This window comes from Craurococcus roseus (genome assembly GCF_039523795.1).
Lineage (GTDB): Bacteria > Pseudomonadota > Alphaproteobacteria > Acetobacterales > Acetobacteraceae > Craurococcus > Craurococcus roseus.
Genome location: NZ_BAAAFZ010000053.1, coordinates 49,803 through 65,684 on the forward strand (window position 1 = coordinate 49,803; position 15,882 = coordinate 65,684).

Sequence of the window (15,882 nt, forward strand, 5' to 3'; positions counted from 1 at the left end):
CGCGATGAAGCGCGACAGCACCATTCCCGCGGACGGCAGCGGCGACCCGAAGCCCCCCGGCGGCACCGGCGCGTGGGACTCCATCGTGGAGATGTCCCAGGCCAACAACCGCCGCGGCTTCATCGCCCTCATGGGCGGGATGGCCTTCGGCGCGGTGGGGGCCGGGGCGACGCTCTACCGCGTGGTGGTGCCGGGCCCGGCGCCGTTGCTGGCGGAGATGTGCCGCGGGGACGTGCTCGCGGTGCGCTCCCTCGACATGCCGGCCGGGCGCCCGGCACTCGAGGACATCGCGGAGGACTTGAAAGCGTGGGTCCGCGGCGCCCGTGAAGTCTCCTTCGATCGGGACTTCACCATCCGGCAGGCCCAGCGGACCTACAACATGACCCGCGGCGGCTCCCAGGCGGAGGTGGACCTCCAGGACCACCACCGCCGGCTCGATCCCGTGGGCACGGCCAAGACCAAGAGTGTCAGGGTGGAGCGGCAGACCGCCATGGCGGAGGGCGGCCGGGCGGACTCCAACGCTTGGCTGCTCGAGTGGCGCGAGCTGCACAAGGGCCGCGACGGGGTGCTCGTCTCGAGCACCGACTGGCGGTGCCGCACCACCTTCGTGCTCAACCCGCCGACTACCCGCGACGCGCTCGAGAAGAGCCCGCACGGCGTCTATGTGGAATCCTACCATTGGGAAGCCGTGCCCAGCCGCAACGCGCCCGCGCGCCCTGGCACGCAGGCCAACCGCGGGGGGAACGGTTGATGCGCCGCCCCGGGCTCTGCGCCGGCGCGTCCGCGCTGGCCCTCGCCCTCGTCTTTCCGGCCGGCGCGCAGGACGTGCCCGCCCTGCCCGGGGGCGCGACCACGACCACGACGGCCGCCGCCGGCGCGCAGGGCAACGGCGCCCCGCCGCAGGCCGCGATCCCCGGCACCATGCCCCCCGCTCTGCCCGCCATGTCGCCCGGCGCCCGGCTGGCGGCCCGCGCGGCGCGCGCGCTCGGCATGTCGTCGCGCTGGCGCTCGCGGAGCTGCGGCACCGCCATGGGCGCCGACGGCGTGCTGGAGGTGCAGCACGGCGCGTGCGAGCCCGTGCTGGTGTGCTCGCCCTTCCGGTGGTGCGTGGTGGCGCTCGAGCCCGGCGAGGGCCCGACCGACCTTCCCGACATCGGTGATCCGCGCTGGCAGTACCAGCTCCGGTGGGCCGTGGAGGGCATGCGCCGCGTCATGCACATCCGCTTCCGCCCGACCGACGCGGGGCTGGATTCCAACTTCGTCCTCAACACCAACCAGCGGTCCATCACGCTGCGGCTGCAATCGACGCAGCGCAGCTACATGCCGTTCCTGAAGCTGGGAAACCCCAACTTCGTGGCCCGGCAGCAATGGGCCCGCGCCGCGGCGCTGGAGTCCGTCGCCGGGGTGCGCGCGGGCGGGGGCGCGGCGTGCGACGGCATGCCCACCGTGCCCCCATCCGCCTACGCGATCGACGCGCCGCGCCGCTCCAGGCCGTGGGCCCCGGTGCAGGTTTACGGCGTCACGACCGCCAACGGCGCGCGCACCTGCATCGAGTTCCCGGCTGACATCGGGAGCGTCGATTTCCCCACGCTGGTGGTGCGCGACGCCGGAGGTGTCCACCAGCTCGTCACCTCCCGGCTCATCGGCCGGCGCATGGAGGTGGATGCGCTGGTCAACAGCATGGAGCTCGTGACCGGCGTGGGCCGGTCGCAGGTGTCCGTGTCCATCGCCCGGAAGGAATACCGTTGATGCGGCGCCAGCTGCTCGCCCTCGCCCTGCTCGCGCCCGCCGCGGCGGGGTGCGCCTCCCTCGGCGGCGGGCCGGAGATGCCCGGGAGCTTCGTGGCGGAGGGGATCGCGCCGGCCGACGCGCCGGCCATTTCCTCCACCGTCGCCTCTTTCGTCACCATGCGGGCCCCGCCGGGCCCGATCGCCCTGGACGCGCCGGAAGGCGACCCGGCGGACCTCGCGGAGAAGGTGGCCGCGGACCTCCGCGCTGCCGGGCACGCCGTCTCGCCCTCCGGCCGCAACCGCCTCTCCTACCGGGTGGAGGAGCACGCGCGCGGCGCCTACCTGGTGCGGATCGCGCTGGACGGCGAACGCGCCGCACGCATCCTCGCGCGCGGCCACGGCGGCAGGCTGGAGCCGGCCACCCCCTACACCGTCACGCTCGCGGAGGCGAAGTGATGGCGCCCGATCCGCAGCGCCTCGCCGCCGTCCCGGGCCGCCCCTCCCCCAAGCGGCTCGGGAAGCTGCCCATCTACATCGGCATCGGCGTCGTCACCGTCGTGGGCCTCGTCCCGCTCGGCTTCGTCATGCGCGAGATCATCCGCGACGCCCAGGTGAGCAGCGCCACCCGCCTGGACGCCGGCCCGGCCAGCCCAGGCGACGCCATCGCGGCGGAAGCCACCGGCTTCACCGCGGCGGAGGGCCCGCCTTTCATCGAGGCCGCGGCGAGCACGCCGGGGCCCGACACCAACCAGCGCAACACCGCCGCCGCCGGCGCCGGCTCCTCGCCGCAGCAGCCGCCGGACGTGCATGCTCAGGCCCGCCTGCGTGCATGGGAGAACTATTACCAGCAGCTCGCCCAGCTCCAGGACGATAGGCGCCGCGGCGCCGTGGAGGCGATGCGCGCCGATACCGCAGCCCTCGCCGCGCAGCGCCAGGGGCAGACCGGCGGCGGCGGGCAGCAGCAGGGCCAGCAACGGCCGGGCCAGCCCGGGCAGGCCGGGCAAGCCGGCCCGGGGCAGGAGACGCGGCCGGGCGATCTCTACCAGGGCCCGGTGAACGCCGCGGGCCTCTACCTTTCCACCTCGCCCATCCCGGCGCAGTCGCCATACGAGCTGAAGGGCGGCATCTCCCGCATCCCCTTCCGGCTCGATCAGGACATCTCCAGCGACGCGCAGGGGCAGTTCACCGCGACCGTGACCAAGCACGTCATGGATGAGATCAGCCCGGGGCGCGACCTCATCCTGATACCGCAAGGCGCCACGCTGCGCGGCGTCTACGAGGACCAGTTGGGCTACGGCAGCGAGCGCCTGCCCATCGCCATCACGTCGATCACCTACCCGGCCACCGGCAACCCGGCCTGCCCCGGCCGCGAGGAAATGCCGATCGGCTCCATGCCCGGCGCGGACGGTTCCGGGCGTTACGGCCTCCGCGACAAGGTGGACCGCCACTATGGGCGGCTCATCCTCAACGCAGCGATCATCGCGGCCGGGGGCGCGGCCACGCAGCTCGCGCAGCCCCGGGGCGGCAGCCGCGGCGGCTTCGACGTGGGCTCCATCCTCGCCGGGCAGGCCGCGCTCACTACGCAGCAGATCCTCGGGCAGACGGTGCAACGCGACCTCAACGTGAAGCCCACCTTCGAGGCGCGCGCGGGCCTGCCGGGCACGCTCCAGCTCACCAAGACGATCGGCTTCGACGCGCCGTGGATCCCGGGCCGCGGGTTCTGCGGCGCCGAACCCGGGGCGGTGATCCGGTGAACGGCGCGGCCCTTCCCGGCGCCGACGCCGCCGGCCCTCCCCCGCGCTCCGCCGGCCGCAAGCTGGCGGGGCTGCTCGCCACCACCGCGCTCACGGTGCTGGCCGTGAGCGTGCCGATCACCCAATGGATGGCGGGCCGGCTCGGGCACCACTCGAAGCTGGGGGAGCCGTGGTTCGACGGGTGGTACGCGCCCTGGAGCTGGATCCAGTGGCGCATGGCGGGCTGGCCCACGCCTGGCGCCGCCCGCACCTACGAGCTCCTGGACGGCGGCTTGATGATGGCCGTGTGCGCCCTCCCCATGCTCGCGGGGTGGGCGCTCTCGCAGAAGAAGAACAAGCCGCGGAAGCACGAGGGCGTGCATGGCACCGCCCGCCTCGCGCAGCGCGCCGACCTTGAGGCCGCGCGCCTGCTCCCGGCGCGGGCCGGGATCCTCTCCCGCCGGCAGCCGGAGGTGGCGGGCTGGTATCTGGCCGCCCACGAGGAGAAGGACGGCAGCTTGACCTACATCCGGCACGATGGGCCGGACCACTTGGGGGTGTTCGGCCCCCCTCGCTGCGGCAAGACCGCGGGCCCCGTGGTGATGAATTGCCTGTCCGGCGAGGCGGAATCGCTGGTGGTGTTCGACACCAAGGGCAGCATCTACCGCGACACCGCCGGCTGGCGGAAGAGCGCGGGCCAGAAGGTGCTCCGCTGGGATCTCATGGCGACCGAGAATCGCGTGCGGTGGAACCCGCTGCGCGAGGTGCGCCTTGGCACGATCCACGAGTATTCGGACGCCGCCACCATCATTGAGCACGTCGCGGACCCGTCCGGCGAGGGCCTGGACGGCGGGCGCGATCACTTCCCGCCGGTGGCGGCGGAGTTCCTCTCCGGCCTCACCCTCTTCGTGCTCTACGAACGCCGCGCCCGCGGCGAGTGGGCCTGCTTGGCGGACGTGCTCCGCGCGCTGGCGGACCCCGACCGCGAGCCGGTGAAGCTCTATAAGGCGATGGCGGAGAACCGCTGCGGGCCCGGCGGCGCGCGCCACGAGGAGATCGCCTCCGCCGGCGCCGCGCAGTTGAAGCGGCCGGACAAGGAGCGCGGCTCCGTCCACTCCACCGCCGGCCGGATGCTGCGGCTCTTCCGCGATCCGATCGTGGCGCGGAACACGGCCGCTTCGGACTTCTCCATCGCGGACATCATGGACGCGGAGGATCCCGTGTCCCTCTACGTGATCCCGCGCGAGGAGCACCGGCTGCGGCTGCGCCCGCTCACCCGCCTGTTCGTCAGCTTGATGGGCGGGCGGCTGGCCAGCGTGGAAACCGTGAAGGGCAGCAACCGCCCCCACCGCCACAGCCTGCGGTTCATCTACGACGAGTTCCCGGCCGATGGCGCGCAGGAATACTTCGTCTCCTTCATGGCCCGGTGCCCGGAGTACGGCATTCGCGTGATGGTGCTGGCGCAGGATTACCAGCAGATCACCAAGGAATACGGGCCGAACGAAACCGTCACCGGCGTCTGCACCATCAAGCTCGGTTACACGCCCGCCAACGGGAAGACGGCGGAGTGGATGTCGGAGTGGAGCGGCCGGGAGACGCGCATCACGGAGGACGTGTCGGAGAGCGGCAGCACCGGCGACGCGAAGCGCGGCTTCAACCGCGCATACCACACCGTCTCGCGCCAGCTCCTCACGCCCGACGAAGTGGAGCGCATCCCCACCCCGCAGAAGGACGGCGCGGGCCGGATTGTCTCGCCCGGCAAGGTGCTCATCAAGGTGGCGGGCATGCAGACCGCGCTCGAGACGCAGGCTTGCTACTTCTTCGATCCGGCCTTCAGCGCGCGCGCCGCGATCCCGGCGCCGCCGACAGACACCATGCGGAGGGCAGCATGAGCATGAAGAGCTGGTGGTTGCGCGGCACCGTCGCGCTGGCGGCTGCGGCCGGCGTGGCGGCGGCGGCGGGGGTGCGCGTCAACTGGACGCCAAGCCTGCCGGTGGGCCTCTACGCCAAGCGTGAGGCGCCGGAGGGCGCGACGCCGCGCCGTGGCGTCATCGTGGAGGCGTGCCTGCCCCCCGGCGCCGCGGCCTTCGCCCTGAAGCGCGGCTACGTGGGCCCCGGCCCCTGCCCCAGCGGCACCATGCCCTTGCTGAAGCCGGCCGCGGCCGTGCACGGCGACACCGTGGACATCGCGGAGGACGGCGTGCGGGTGAACGGCACGATGGTGGCGGGGCCGGGGCTCGAGCAGGACAGCCAGGGCCGCCCGCTGCCGCCGCTGGTGCCCGGAACCTACGCGGTGGTGCCGGGCACCGTCTGGATCCTGTCCGACCACGACCCGCGCAGTTTCGACAGCCGCTATTTCGGGCCGGTGCCGGTGGAGTCCGTCCGCGCCTCCGCGCGCCCGCTCCTGACCTTCGGCGGAGGTTGAACCATGGGGATGTTCGGCAGGCTGGTGGGGTGGTTCCAGGACCGCGGCGGGGTGCCGCCGATGGCGCCGGCGCAAGGGGCGTCGGACCCGGTGCGCGCCATGGGCGCTGCGGCGCCCATGGCGTGCGGCAACCACGCGGAGGCGGAGCGGTTCGATCCGCGCGACGACGACAAGTGGCCCCTCCCCTCGCGCCAGAATCTCCAGCGCGCGGAGATCGATTTCAAGGGGAAGCTCCTGGACGCGCGAATGGAGCATCGCCACGCCGGCATGCTCATGTCCGAGGAGCAGCGGGGCGCCATGCGCGAGATGGTGGAGCGCGACCCCGACATCGCGCCGGAGGACAAGAAGGATCTCGTCGCCCAGCTCTACCGCCATGCGCCGCCCCAGCAACCGGCACTTGAGCGGGAGCGGGTGGAACTGGAAGGGGTTTCCGCCCGCGTCGCCGCGCTGCACGCCGCCCTATCCGAAGGCGACCGCTTGTATGGGGATGCCGACAAGGCGGAGGCCGCGTTGATGGCCCTCCACGAAGATCGGGAGCTGCGCGAGGCGCTCGAGGCCCGGGGCATGACGCTTGGCGACGGGGGCGACTTCACGGGCGGTTCCTACGCCGACATGGCGGATCGGATGACGCTCAACTTCATGGAGCGCGCCGCTTCGGACGCGGCGCGCGGCGTGATCCGCGAAGAGGCGGAGGCGGAGGCGGAATACCTGGAGGCGGTGGACGATCGGGACGGCTGGCGCCACCCGGTAAGCGAGGCGACCAGGGATGCGCCCACCCCCATCATCGACGCTATCGTTCAGCGGGGCCTGGAGCGCCGGATCGCCGCGGTGCCGGAGCTCCCCACGGCGGAGCTCCTGTCCCAAGCGAACGCCTTCAGGGCGGAGGCCGCAGTGGAGGGCGGATGGGACAACTACTCCACGGCGGAGAGCCTGCGCAGCGCCGCCGACCGCTACCAGCTCGCCGCCGCGGTGCGCGATCCGGAGGCGCCGCAAGCCCCCGTCGCCCAGGCGCGCGAGGCCATCACCCTCCGGCTGCACGACAGGGCGGCGGACGTGCGGGACGATCAGGACGTGGGGGAGGCCACCCGCTTCGCGCGCATGGCCGCCGACCACGCCCTTGGCGAGATCGGCCGCGAGGAGATGGCCGCGGTGGTCGATGAGCTGGAGGCGACGGGGCGGCTCCACCAGGAAACCGCCACGGAGTTGAAGACGTGGCACCTCGAGCGTCAGGCGGAGCGCGACGAAGACGAGCACGAGCTGTGATCGATCTCCCGGCCATCTACCACGAGCTCCGCGAGGCGGTGCATCCGGAAACCATGGGCCGAGTGGTGCGCGTGGAGAGCGGCGGGCACGTCTTCGCGGTGAACGTGAACCGCCGGCCGGGGCAGTCCGCCCCGCCGGCGATCCGGCAGCCGCGGACCCTGGACGAAGCGGTCGCGCTCGCGCTGCACTGGATCGGGCAGGGCCATACCGTGGACATCGGCTTGGGGCAGGTGAACAGCATCCACTTCGCCACCATGGGCCTCACGGTGCGCCAGCTCTTCGATCCCCGCACCAACCTCCGCGCCTCCGCCTCCGTGCTGCAAGCCTGCTACGCCCGCGCCCGGCGAGCCGGCCTGGAGCACGGCGGCCGCGAGGCGATGACGGCCATGTTGTCGTGTTATAACACCGGCGACATGCAACGCGGAATCCAGAACGGCTATGTATCCAGATACGGGATGGTGCCCGCGCTCGCGCAGCCGATCCCGGCGCAGGCCCGGGTGTCCCGTCCGCGGGTGGTGGACCCGCGGGAGGCCGTCGCGGTGGCGCCGCCGGAGTGGCACGCCGCAGTGGCCATGACTACAGGAGGGTTGCCATGAAGCGCCTGTTGCTCCGCCTGCCTGCTCCCGTCGCGGCCCCGTTCATCGCGCTGGCCGTGCTCATCGGCGGGCTGCTCACCGCGCTGGCGGTGCTGGTGACGGTCGCCGCCGGCGCGGTGGCGTTTTTCGCGTTCTTCGCCACCGGCTTCAACCTCATCGGCTACTTCCTGCTTGGCGACGCGAACGCGCTGCGGGCCGCCGCCATCACCGGCGCCGCTTTCGTGGCCGCCTTCAGCCTGCCGGTGATGCTGGGTTCGCGCGTGTCCCGGGCCTTCCGCCTCGCCCGCAACGCCACGCACCCCAACACGCGCTCCGCCATCCGCCTCGAGTTCACCCGGTGAGCGCCGTGCGGCGTCGCCCGAGACGGCGCACCCAAGATCGCTGCTGTGCGGCCGATGGACAAGCGTGGAAGGGCACGCGCCAGGGCTGGCGGAAGGTGAAGCCCCGGCCCGCCCCGAAATCCTCGTAGCGTTAGAGCTCGAGGCCCTGCCCGGGGCGCTCCCGGCCTGGCGGCCGCCTCGGGAGCTCGCGAGCTTCCAGCAGTTCCTCCACCGCCTCGCGCACGGCCTCGAGGCCGCGGGCGACGCGCCAATCGTTCCAATCGGTGCCCTTGTCCGCCGCGGTGCGCTCCTCGATCTCCGGCGGCAGCAGCACCGTGGCGCCGACCTCATCGGCCACAGCCACCGCTTTCGTCAGCCCCTCGTTGGCCTGCTTGCGGTGCCCTTCGCGGAGCGGCAGGTGCGCGTCGTTGTCCGCCGCCACCATGAACTCCGCATCGGGGTGAAGCTCGCGATAAGCCTTTGCCACCGGCAGCAGGTTGCCGCTGTCCAGGCACATCACGGTGGCGATCCCGGTGGCCTTGTGGAAGCTTTTGGCGGCGGCGAGGCCCTCCGCGAACGCGACGGGCTTCCCATCTTCGATCTCCCCTAAGACGCAGTGCGCGCCGATTTTCACCGCGCCGAACACAGGGCGCTTGGACCCGTCCGCGCCGATCGTCTGCGCGTTCACCACCGGCCCGCCGGGCCGCAGGCGGAGCGGCACCACCAGCGCGCCTTCCGGCACCGGCTGGATGCCCCGTGGGCCCAACGCCATCCCGGCCGGCGCCACGCGCAGCCCCGCGGCGTCGATCCCCTTCGCCACCACGTAGGGGTGGAACAGGCCCGCCGGCTTGCTGGCCGCCCACAGCCTCCGCGCGTCGCGCGCGCCCACCTCCCGCCGACGCTCGTCCTCGCGCTCCCGCTCCGCAGCCTTCGTTGCCTGCTTTGCGGCGATGCGCGCCGCTTCCTCCGGCGAGAGGGGCGCATACTCGCCGCCAGCCTTCCACGTCCGCGTGGCGCCCGTGGAGTGGTCCCACATGGCGCCGGCCGGCACGACGCCGGCAAAGTGCGCCCGGTAGGCCCCGCGCTTCTCGTGCCCCTTGTCTTTCTTCATGTGGACATAGTGCCGCTGCCCGTCGAGCCGGATCCCGCCCTTGATGCGCGCCACGTCGATGCCGAAGCGGTCAAGCTCAACGCGGAGTTGCTCCGTCGCTTCCTGCTCCGTGATCTTCAGCCGCTTGGCCGGAAGCGAGGGGTTCGGAGCAACCATCCGCACCACCGACGGAACCGGGGCGGATGCCGGCTGCCGTTGGACAGGCAGCAGATCATTGAAGGCGGGCGCCACCGAAACTGGGACAGGAGGCGGACAGATGGCGGCGAGCTTGGCCATGATCGGGGCCCGCGCCTTCATGGCCGTCTCGAGGCGCGCGCCGAGTTGGCCCAGCAGTTCCGCCGCCTTCCCCTCCTCGATCGACCGCCGGAGGGTGGAGATCGCCTGCCCGGCCGCTTCCCGGGCCTCTTGCAGCCGCAGCACCCGCTGGAGCGTTTTCGCGCTCCGCTCCGTCTCCACCGCCACCGCGGCGAGCATGTCCGACGCCAGCTCCTTCAGAGGCGCTTTCGACAGATTGCGGGCCACGTTCGCCCAGCACGCCTCTTCGGTGATCTCCCCCGCCACGCCTTGCGGCCTGCGAGACGAAACCTCGAGCATCTCCGCGCCGCGGGAGCCGATCAGGAAGTGCTCCACGCGGTGGCGCGACGCCTGGACGTAGGCCTTGAACGCCTGCACCGCGGCGGACCCCGCGGGCATGGCGCTTATGTGCTCGTCGCTGGTGACGCCCTGCGCGGAATCGATGGTAAGGCAGTAGCCCAGCCCCAGCAGCATCCGACCGGTGCCGCGGTCGCGCAGCGCGTCCCACGACACGAAGGCCGCCTTCCCCGCCTCCGTCTCGAGGCGCAGCCCGCCGGAGCGTGGATCCTTCAGCACCTCGAGCACCCGCAGCACGGTGCCGTTGTCGCCCACGTGCGCGCTCTTCGGTTTGCCGTTCACCGCGAAGACGCCGCGCGTCTGCCTGTAGAGCCGCACCTTGTCGCCGGCCGCCACCGGGAAGGCCGACAGATTGCCGGCGCCATCCGACGCCAGGACGCCCAGCTCCTCCTGCGACACCGAGCCGCGGTCCTGCAGCCGCGCCCGGATCTCCCGCCCGATGTTCAGCGCGTCCGCGTTGGTGGGGGCTGTGACGGTGACGGTGTAGGAAAGATCATCCTTATTCACCTCCACCCTCTCGAGGTAGAGCGCCGCCACCCGCTCCACACACGCGCCGTAGCCGCCCGGCACCAGCTCCGCGCTCCGGTCCTCCCGCAGCGCGTTGACGGCGCAGGCGGTGTCCTCTTCTGTCCCCTTGCGGAAGAGCCCGGCGATCTCCTGCCCGCGCTCCGTGCGCTGCCGCACGGTGGAGAGGATCTCCGGAATGGCCTTGTCGCCCATCGCCCGGCGGAGGAGTTCGATCACCGGGCCGGCTTCGATGCTCTGGCACTGGCGATCGTCGCCGGTCATGTAGAGCTGGAAACCGATCCTCTCGCGCAGCCGCAGCAGGTGGAGGAGCTGGCGCGTGCCGATCTGCGAGAGCTCGTCGAGCACCACCACGCTGTCCGCGGTAAGCTTCGTGCGCCCGGCCTGCACGCCCTCGAGGAAGGGCTGGAAGGCCCGGCAGCGGAAGTGGTCGATCCCCGCCTCGTGCAGCGCGCGGGCCTGCCGCCACGCCTGCGCCGTGCCCCACACCTCCCGGCCCTGCGCCTTCGCCGCGGCCACCAGGGGCGGCAGGATGCGCGATGTCTTGCCCACGCCGGCGACGCCGATGAAGACACCGAGCGCGCCCCCTCGCCCCACCTCATCGATCAGCGCGCGCTGGCGCTCGCCGTGTTCGCTGTCGTAGGCGAGCCCGGTGGACTCCACCGCCGCCTGGATCCGCTCCGGCGTGAGCGCCCGCGAGGTGTCGCGCGCCGCCGCGGCGGCCAGCCGGACCACCTCTTCCTCTTGGTCCCGGTGAAGCTCCGTGGTGATCTTCACCCGGCCCTCGCCGGCGTCGCGGCACAGGAGCTTGGTTTCCTTCCCGTCCTGCTCCACCCCGCGTTTCACCATCGCCCGGGTGATGTCGGGGATATCGCCGGCGTCCGTCATGCCGCCGGCCGCGATCATCCCGCGCGCCGCGCACAGCCGCGCGTCGGAGCCCATCACCACCGCCCGCTTGCCGATCTCGCCGGAGAACTCCCGCCGGGTGACGCCGAAGCCGTGTTCCATGCGCGCGTCGCGTGTCCAGAGGGGGTTCGCCGGGCCGTAGGAGATCGCGGAGCGGTGCCGCCAGCGCAGCCGCTCCATCTGGACCTTCCACGCCTCCGCGTCCGCGAGATCGTCCCCCTTACCCTGCCGACCGGCCTGCGCGCGGCCCTTCAGCATCGCCACTTTGCGATCCGCGTCGAGCTTGTCCCAATCCAGGCCGTGCTCGCGCGCCATCTCCCTGGCCGAGGCCTCCGCGCCCTTCGTGCGCTTGGAGAACTCCTCGCAGACGTGCTCCGGGATGCAAGGCAAGGTGAGCAGCTTCGTGCGCCCGTCCAGCGCCGTGGCGACGCCGATGGCCTCGAGCTCCGCCGCCAGGAAGGATTGCCCCACCGCGCCGAACTCGTGGATCCGCCCGGCGAGCCGGTCGCGATTGACCGACACGAGCCGGCCGCTTTCCGTCCACATCAGGTTCAGCACGATGTTGTGGAAGTGGATTTGCGGATCGCCGCGCATCAGCCCGTCGCGCAGCACCTCCACGAGCTCCGTGTCCACCACGCCGGTGGCGGGATCCGGCCGGGTGATCGCCAGCGTGGGCCGCGAGGTGAAGTGCGGGACGGTGATGGTGGCGAGGTGCCCCCGCTCCTCCCCGCTCTTGTGCCCCTTACCGAACCCGGCCTTGGCGATCTCCTTTTCGATGTAGGCCAGGAACTTTAGGTTCGCGGTGACGCACGCCTGGAGGATCGAGTTGCGCTCCGCGTCCGTTTCCGCCGCCATCCAGGCGACGGAAACCGCCTTAGGCACGCTGAAGCAGAAATCCATGTAGGAGATGCGCTGCCGGGCCTCGCCGCCCTCCGCGGCCGCGTAGCTCCGGATCGCCCGCTGGTGGGCCTCGATCTCCTCGCCCTGCGCGGTGCGCCCGCCCAGGACGTTGGCCAGCTCCTCCGGCTTCACCAGGGCGCCGGCCTCGAGCCCCAGCGCCGCGGCGAGTTCCGGCCGCAGGTCCGCCCGCACGGTGGGCACGCTGCCCATGCCCAACGCGACGGCCTGCGCCGTCTGGAGGCCGGTGCCGCCCAGGTAGTAGGCCGCCAGGGAGAGTTGCTCGTTGGACAGTGTGCGCTGGAGCAGGTGCGAGGCCATGGCCGCCGCCGCGGCCTGCCCGCCCATCACGCCCGTGCGGTAGGTCATCATGGCCGGGGGGGCGTCTCCATCTCCGGCACCTCGATCTCCGGCCGCGGCCCGGCGCCCCCGCCGGAGGCGAGCTGCGCGGCCTGGATGGCGATGTCCTCCGCCAGCGCCGGCCAGCGTTCCACGCCCTCCGCCAATACCGCGAGGTGCCCGGTGTGCTTGCCGAGCTCATCCAGCATGCCCTGGAGGGTGCGGGACAGCTTGCCGCCGTCCTCCTTGTTCGCGGCGGTGGCCAGCCGGTTCACGGCTTCGCTGAGGGAGGCCACGGGGGCAGTGAGGCCGTTCACGGCCTGGACCACGTGGGCCGCCACCACCTCGAGGCTGGTGATGCGCTCGCCCTGACGTTTGAGCTCCGCCAACACCAGGTCGGCCTTGCGGTTGAGTTCCTCCAGCCGATCGTCGTCCGGCATCCGACCGTTCTGCCCTTCGCCCGATGACCCCGTGAGGGGTCACTTGGTCTGTAGCACTTCCTTCCGCTCCGCAGCCACGCAAAGGACCGGACAAACACGGGACTGTTAAAGGATAAAGAGCGGATGGAAGAAGGACAGAGGCGGGACAGTTGCGGTAGGATGCAGCTCTGAGGCCGTCCCGTTTCCGTTTGCCGGAGCTGGCTTCGCGCATCACAGAATGCGGGCACCGCCGGACAGAGGCGGGACGGACACGGGGCAGAGGCAGGATGGCGACGCTGGATGAGATCCTCGAGGCGATACCAAGACCGACCGAGGAGCCGCGTCCCGGGGCACATTCCCAGGTCTACGAGGCGCTGTGGGGGGCTTACGACACGCTCGTTCCCCACCTCGATCCTCCCAGGCGTCCTAACTGGCAGCACGTCGCTTCCAAGCTCGCGGCCCGGGGCATCCGCGACGGCGACCGCGAGAACCCGAAGCCACCCACGGGTGAGCGCACCCGGAAGGCGTGGTGGAAGGTGGGCCGCGACAAGGATGCCGTGGCGGCGGGAACGGCCACGCGCCGCCGCCGGCGCCGGGGCGCGGGCGCGGCGCGGGACACGATACCGGCCGCCGCCGCGGACGTGGTGCCGCCATCGCCTCCGCAGCAGCAGCGGCCGCCGAAGGATCCACCGAAGCCTTCCGAGGGGGAGGAGGGTGACGGCCTGACGTGGGCCGGGCCCGAGTAGGAGCGAGGAAAGGGGGATGCCGATGACTGAAAGGAAGGCGGGGAACCCGCCGGCGGCGGGACCGACCACCGAGACGCCTCCGCCGTTGTCGCTGGCGGAGCTGTTCACGCAGGAGATGGAGCGCGAGGAGGCGCCGGCGCGGGTGAGCCTGCCGCCGGCCACGAGCGCGGTGAAGCGCCGGGAGCGCACGAAGGAGATCCCCGACCTCACGGGGCTGGCGCCGTTCTGGATGCTCTTCGGGGGCGGCAACACCGGCAAGACCTTCCTCGGGCGGATCTTCGCCGGCGAGCTGCTCGAGCGGAAGACCGGGCGGTTCATCCTGGCGCCGATGGACCCGGGATTCCGGCTGCTCGCGGAGTTCGGGGTGCGGACGATGCAGCCGCCCTCGAGCGACCCGCGCGAGACGGCGGAGTGGCTCCGCGCGCTCTTCACGCAGGTGATGAAGCACCGGGCGCCGGGGGTGGGGGACACGGGCGGCGGCGAGACGGCGGCCACCGCCGTGATACGCGCGGCGCCCACCGTCTGGAAGGAGATGAAGGAGGCGGGCGTGGCCTTGGTCCCGGCCTACTTCTTCGCGCGGCCGGACGATCCGGTCATCCTCGAGGCGCACGCGGCGATGGGCTTCGCCCCCGAGGCCACCGCGCTGGTGCTCAACATGAACAGCGTGGACGGCGCCGGCGCGTTCGACGCGGTCCGGGCGCACCCGGCCTACAAGGCGGCGCTCGAGCGGGGCGCGGTGGAGATCGTCATCCCCCGCCTGGAACCGCTGAAGCTGTCGCAGAAGATCGAGGCCCGGCGCTTCCACTTCTTCGAGGCGCGCGACGGCATCGTGCGTGAGGGCCTGGAGGCGGAGCCGCTGACCGGCATGGAGCGAGCGATCGTGCGCGGCTTCATCGGGGACTACCGGAAGGAGCTCGAGCCCATCGCCCAGCGCGCTTGGCTCCCCTGGAGCTGAGGCCATGGGCGAACCGGGCGAGGCTGCGGCTCCGCCGCCGGACGGCGAAGGTTATGGGGCGCGGCAGCGGCCCCCGGTCCGCGCCGCGCGTGCAGGCCCCGCGCGCGAGGCGACCGTAGAGGGGCTCCGCCAATACGCCGAGGGCGTGGAGGCCGGGCGGATCAAACGCAAGCCGCCGGCGAACGCCGACGAGATCGAGCAGGCGGTGCTCGAGGCGCAGGAGGAGTTGAAGAGGGCGGGGGAGCGTCCCCCGTTCTCGCGCGACCCTTACGGGCTGGTGCTCGCCGCCCTCTCCGTCACCTTGGGCGTCTTCCCGAAGGTGGTGCGCCGCACCGAAGGCGCGGTGTCCACCACCGCGGCGGAGCTCGCCAGGCTGGTGGAGGCGGTGCGCCACCCGTTCACGGAGGAGGAACGGGCGGCCGTCAAGCGCGACATGGTGCAGGCCACGCGCGACGGGGCCAGGGCCGGTGCGGAGGACATCGCACGGTGCGCGCGGGCCCAGGACCGGCGCAGTCTCGCCGCCGCCTTCGCGGGCGGGATGCTCGCGCTGGCCGCCATGGGCATGGGCGGGTTCGCCGTGGGGCGGGGCTCCGGCCGGGCGGAGGCGTCCGCCGCCGCAGCCGCGCTGAAGACGGAGCTCGAGATCGGGCAGCAGCGGGTGAGCATGACGCCGGCGCAGGCAGCGGTGTGGGTCCGGCTCTGGCAGGCCAACCCCGACATCGCGGAGGCGGTGCGCCGGGCGCAGAACGTCACCGCGGACGCAGGCGGGCGGCGCGGCGGGGCGGTGCCCCTCTGGCTCGATCCCGCGGGCCCGCCGCAACAGGCGAGGAAGTGACGCGCAAGGCGATCAACTGGGCGGGGAAGGAGGGGGCAGGGAGATGAAGAAGGCGGTTGTCGCGTTCGCGCTGGTGCTCGCGTCGGGGCCGGCGTCGGCGCAGTTGAGTCCGCGGGACGAGGCGGACCTTCGCCGGGCGGAGGATCTCCGGCGCCAAGCCCTCGAGGTGGAGCAGCGCGCGCTGCGCCTTCAGGAACAGGAAGCCCGGGAGGGCTGGCAGCGCCGGCAGGCCGACGAGGCGCGGCACGCGGAAGGCATCCGCCGGGCAGACGAGATGGACCGGCGGATGCGGGATCTGGAGCGCCGGCACGAAGAGGCGATCCGGGCGGAAGAGATGCGCCAGCTTCGGCTTCGCCGCTCTCCGGACTGACCGCGCGCTGCCGGCGCGGAGGAACGGCCGTCCTGTCCCGATCGAACAGAGAACACGGTCG

General features: G+C 72.4%; 15 protein-coding genes. 13 read left to right on the forward strand and 2 right to left on the reverse strand.

What is annotated here, in order from left to right; genetic code table 11:
• The first annotated feature begins 4 nt into the window (after positions 1–4).
• From ABD067_RS16965 to ABD067_RS17005, 9 genes are read left to right on the forward strand one after another with little or no spacing between them, the layout of a single operon-like run.
• Positions 5–751: a type IV secretion system protein gene (locus tag ABD067_RS16965; protein ID WP_343896541.1), complete on the forward strand. Its 747-nt coding sequence runs from the start codon at positions 5–7 to the stop codon at positions 749–751.
• Positions 751–1,749 carry a TrbG/VirB9 family P-type conjugative transfer protein gene (locus ABD067_RS16970; RefSeq protein WP_343896542.1) on the forward strand — a complete coding sequence of 333 codons (999 nt, stop codon included), beginning with the start codon at positions 751–753 and terminating at the stop codon, positions 1,747–1,749. The genes ABD067_RS16965 and ABD067_RS16970 overlap by 1 nt, the downstream gene beginning before the upstream one ends.
• Complete coding sequence (locus tag ABD067_RS16975) at positions 1,749–2,186, forward strand: hypothetical protein (protein WP_343896543.1); 438 nt, start codon at positions 1,749–1,751, stop codon at positions 2,184–2,186. The genes ABD067_RS16970 and ABD067_RS16975 overlap by 1 nt, the downstream gene beginning before the upstream one ends.
• Entirely contained in the window at positions 2,186–3,484 is a 1,299-nt protein-coding gene (locus ABD067_RS16980; RefSeq protein WP_343896544.1) for a TrbI/VirB10 family protein, read from the forward strand. Before ABD067_RS16975 ends, ABD067_RS16980 begins: the two co-directional genes overlap by 1 nt.
• Positions 3,481–5,355: a type IV secretory system conjugative DNA transfer family protein gene (locus tag ABD067_RS16985; protein WP_343896545.1), complete on the forward strand. Its 1,875-nt coding sequence runs from the start codon at positions 3,481–3,483 to the stop codon at positions 5,353–5,355. The genes ABD067_RS16980 and ABD067_RS16985 overlap by 4 nt, the downstream gene beginning before the upstream one ends.
• Positions 5,352–5,888, forward strand: a complete 537-nt coding sequence (gene traF / locus ABD067_RS16990; RefSeq protein WP_343896546.1) for a conjugative transfer signal peptidase TraF — start codon at positions 5,352–5,354, stop codon at positions 5,886–5,888. Before ABD067_RS16985 ends, traF begins: the two co-directional genes overlap by 4 nt.
• Positions 5,889–5,891: 3 nt before the next feature.
• Positions 5,892–7,151, forward strand: a complete 1,260-nt coding sequence (locus ABD067_RS16995; protein ID WP_343896547.1) for a hypothetical protein — start codon at positions 5,892–5,894, stop codon at positions 7,149–7,151.
• A complete protein-coding gene (locus tag ABD067_RS17000) occupies positions 7,148–7,747 on the forward strand; it encodes a lytic transglycosylase domain-containing protein (RefSeq protein WP_343896548.1) in 600 nt (199 codons plus the stop codon). The genes ABD067_RS16995 and ABD067_RS17000 overlap by 4 nt, the downstream gene beginning before the upstream one ends.
• Positions 7,744–8,088: a hypothetical protein gene (locus ABD067_RS17005; protein WP_343896549.1), complete on the forward strand. Its 345-nt coding sequence runs from the start codon at positions 7,744–7,746 to the stop codon at positions 8,086–8,088. The genes ABD067_RS17000 and ABD067_RS17005 overlap by 4 nt, the downstream gene beginning before the upstream one ends.
• A gap of 130 nt (positions 8,089–8,218) precedes the next feature.
• On the opposite strand, the gene mobF is transcribed toward ABD067_RS17005, so the two are convergent.
• Positions 8,219–12,529, reverse strand: coding sequence for a MobF family relaxase (gene mobF, locus ABD067_RS17010; protein WP_343896550.1), 4,311 nt, complete (start codon positions 12,527–12,529; stop codon positions 8,219–8,221).
• The gene (locus ABD067_RS17015) at positions 12,526–12,936 is read right to left on the reverse strand and encodes a hypothetical protein (RefSeq protein WP_343896551.1); all 411 of its coding nucleotides are present in this window, start codon (positions 12,934–12,936) and stop codon (positions 12,526–12,528) included. Before ABD067_RS17015 ends, mobF begins: the two co-directional genes overlap by 4 nt.
• A 266-nt stretch (positions 12,937–13,202) precedes the next feature.
• Between ABD067_RS17015 and ABD067_RS17020 the strand changes: the two genes are divergently transcribed.
• The 4 genes from ABD067_RS17020 to ABD067_RS17035 are packed head-to-tail and all read left to right on the forward strand — an operon-like array spanning position 13,203 to position 15,821.
• On the forward strand, positions 13,203–13,661 hold the full coding sequence (locus ABD067_RS17020) for a hypothetical protein (RefSeq protein WP_343896552.1): 459 nt from the start codon (positions 13,203–13,205) through the stop codon (positions 13,659–13,661).
• A 22-nt stretch (positions 13,662–13,683) separates the two neighbouring features.
• Positions 13,684–14,616 carry a hypothetical protein gene (locus tag ABD067_RS17025; protein ID WP_343896553.1) on the forward strand — a complete coding sequence of 311 codons (933 nt, stop codon included), beginning with the start codon at positions 13,684–13,686 and terminating at the stop codon, positions 14,614–14,616.
• A gap of 4 nt (positions 14,617–14,620) precedes the next feature.
• Complete coding sequence (locus ABD067_RS17030; protein WP_343896554.1) at positions 14,621–15,451, forward strand: hypothetical protein; 831 nt, start codon at positions 14,621–14,623, stop codon at positions 15,449–15,451.
• 43 nt (positions 15,452–15,494) lie between these two features.
• Entirely contained in the window at positions 15,495–15,821 is a 327-nt protein-coding gene (locus ABD067_RS17035) for a hypothetical protein (RefSeq protein ID WP_343896555.1), read from the forward strand.
• Positions 15,822–15,882 lie beyond the last annotated feature (61 nt).

Coding starts and splice junctions, on each gene's coding strand:
- ABD067_RS16965 (WP_343896541.1), top strand. CDS start 5: ATGAAGCGCGACAGCACCATTCCCGCGGACGGCAGCGGCGACCCGAAG.
- ABD067_RS16970 (WP_343896542.1), top strand. CDS start 751: ATGCGCCGCCCCGGGCTCTGCGCCGGCGCGTCCGCGCTGGCCCTCGCC.
- ABD067_RS16975 (WP_343896543.1), top strand. CDS start 1,749: ATGCGGCGCCAGCTGCTCGCCCTCGCCCTGCTCGCGCCCGCCGCGGCG.
- ABD067_RS16980 (WP_343896544.1), top strand. CDS start 2,186: ATGGCGCCCGATCCGCAGCGCCTCGCCGCCGTCCCGGGCCGCCCCTCC.
- traF (WP_343896546.1), top strand. CDS start 5,352: ATGAGCATGAAGAGCTGGTGGTTGCGCGGCACCGTCGCGCTGGCGGCT.
- ABD067_RS16995 (WP_343896547.1), top strand. CDS start 5,892: ATGGGGATGTTCGGCAGGCTGGTGGGGTGGTTCCAGGACCGCGGCGGG.
- ABD067_RS17005 (WP_343896549.1), top strand. CDS start 7,744: ATGAAGCGCCTGTTGCTCCGCCTGCCTGCTCCCGTCGCGGCCCCGTTC.
- mobF (WP_343896550.1), bottom strand. CDS start 12,529: ATGATGACCTACCGCACGGGCGTGATGGGCGGGCAGGCCGCGGCGGCG.
- ABD067_RS17015 (WP_343896551.1), bottom strand. CDS start 12,936: ATGCCGGACGACGATCGGCTGGAGGAACTCAACCGCAAGGCCGACCTG.
- ABD067_RS17020 (WP_343896552.1), top strand. CDS start 13,203: ATGGCGACGCTGGATGAGATCCTCGAGGCGATACCAAGACCGACCGAG.
- ABD067_RS17025 (WP_343896553.1), top strand. CDS start 13,684: ATGACTGAAAGGAAGGCGGGGAACCCGCCGGCGGCGGGACCGACCACC.
- ABD067_RS17030 (WP_343896554.1), top strand. CDS start 14,621: ATGGGCGAACCGGGCGAGGCTGCGGCTCCGCCGCCGGACGGCGAAGGT.
- ABD067_RS17035 (WP_343896555.1), top strand. CDS start 15,495: ATGAAGAAGGCGGTTGTCGCGTTCGCGCTGGTGCTCGCGTCGGGGCCG.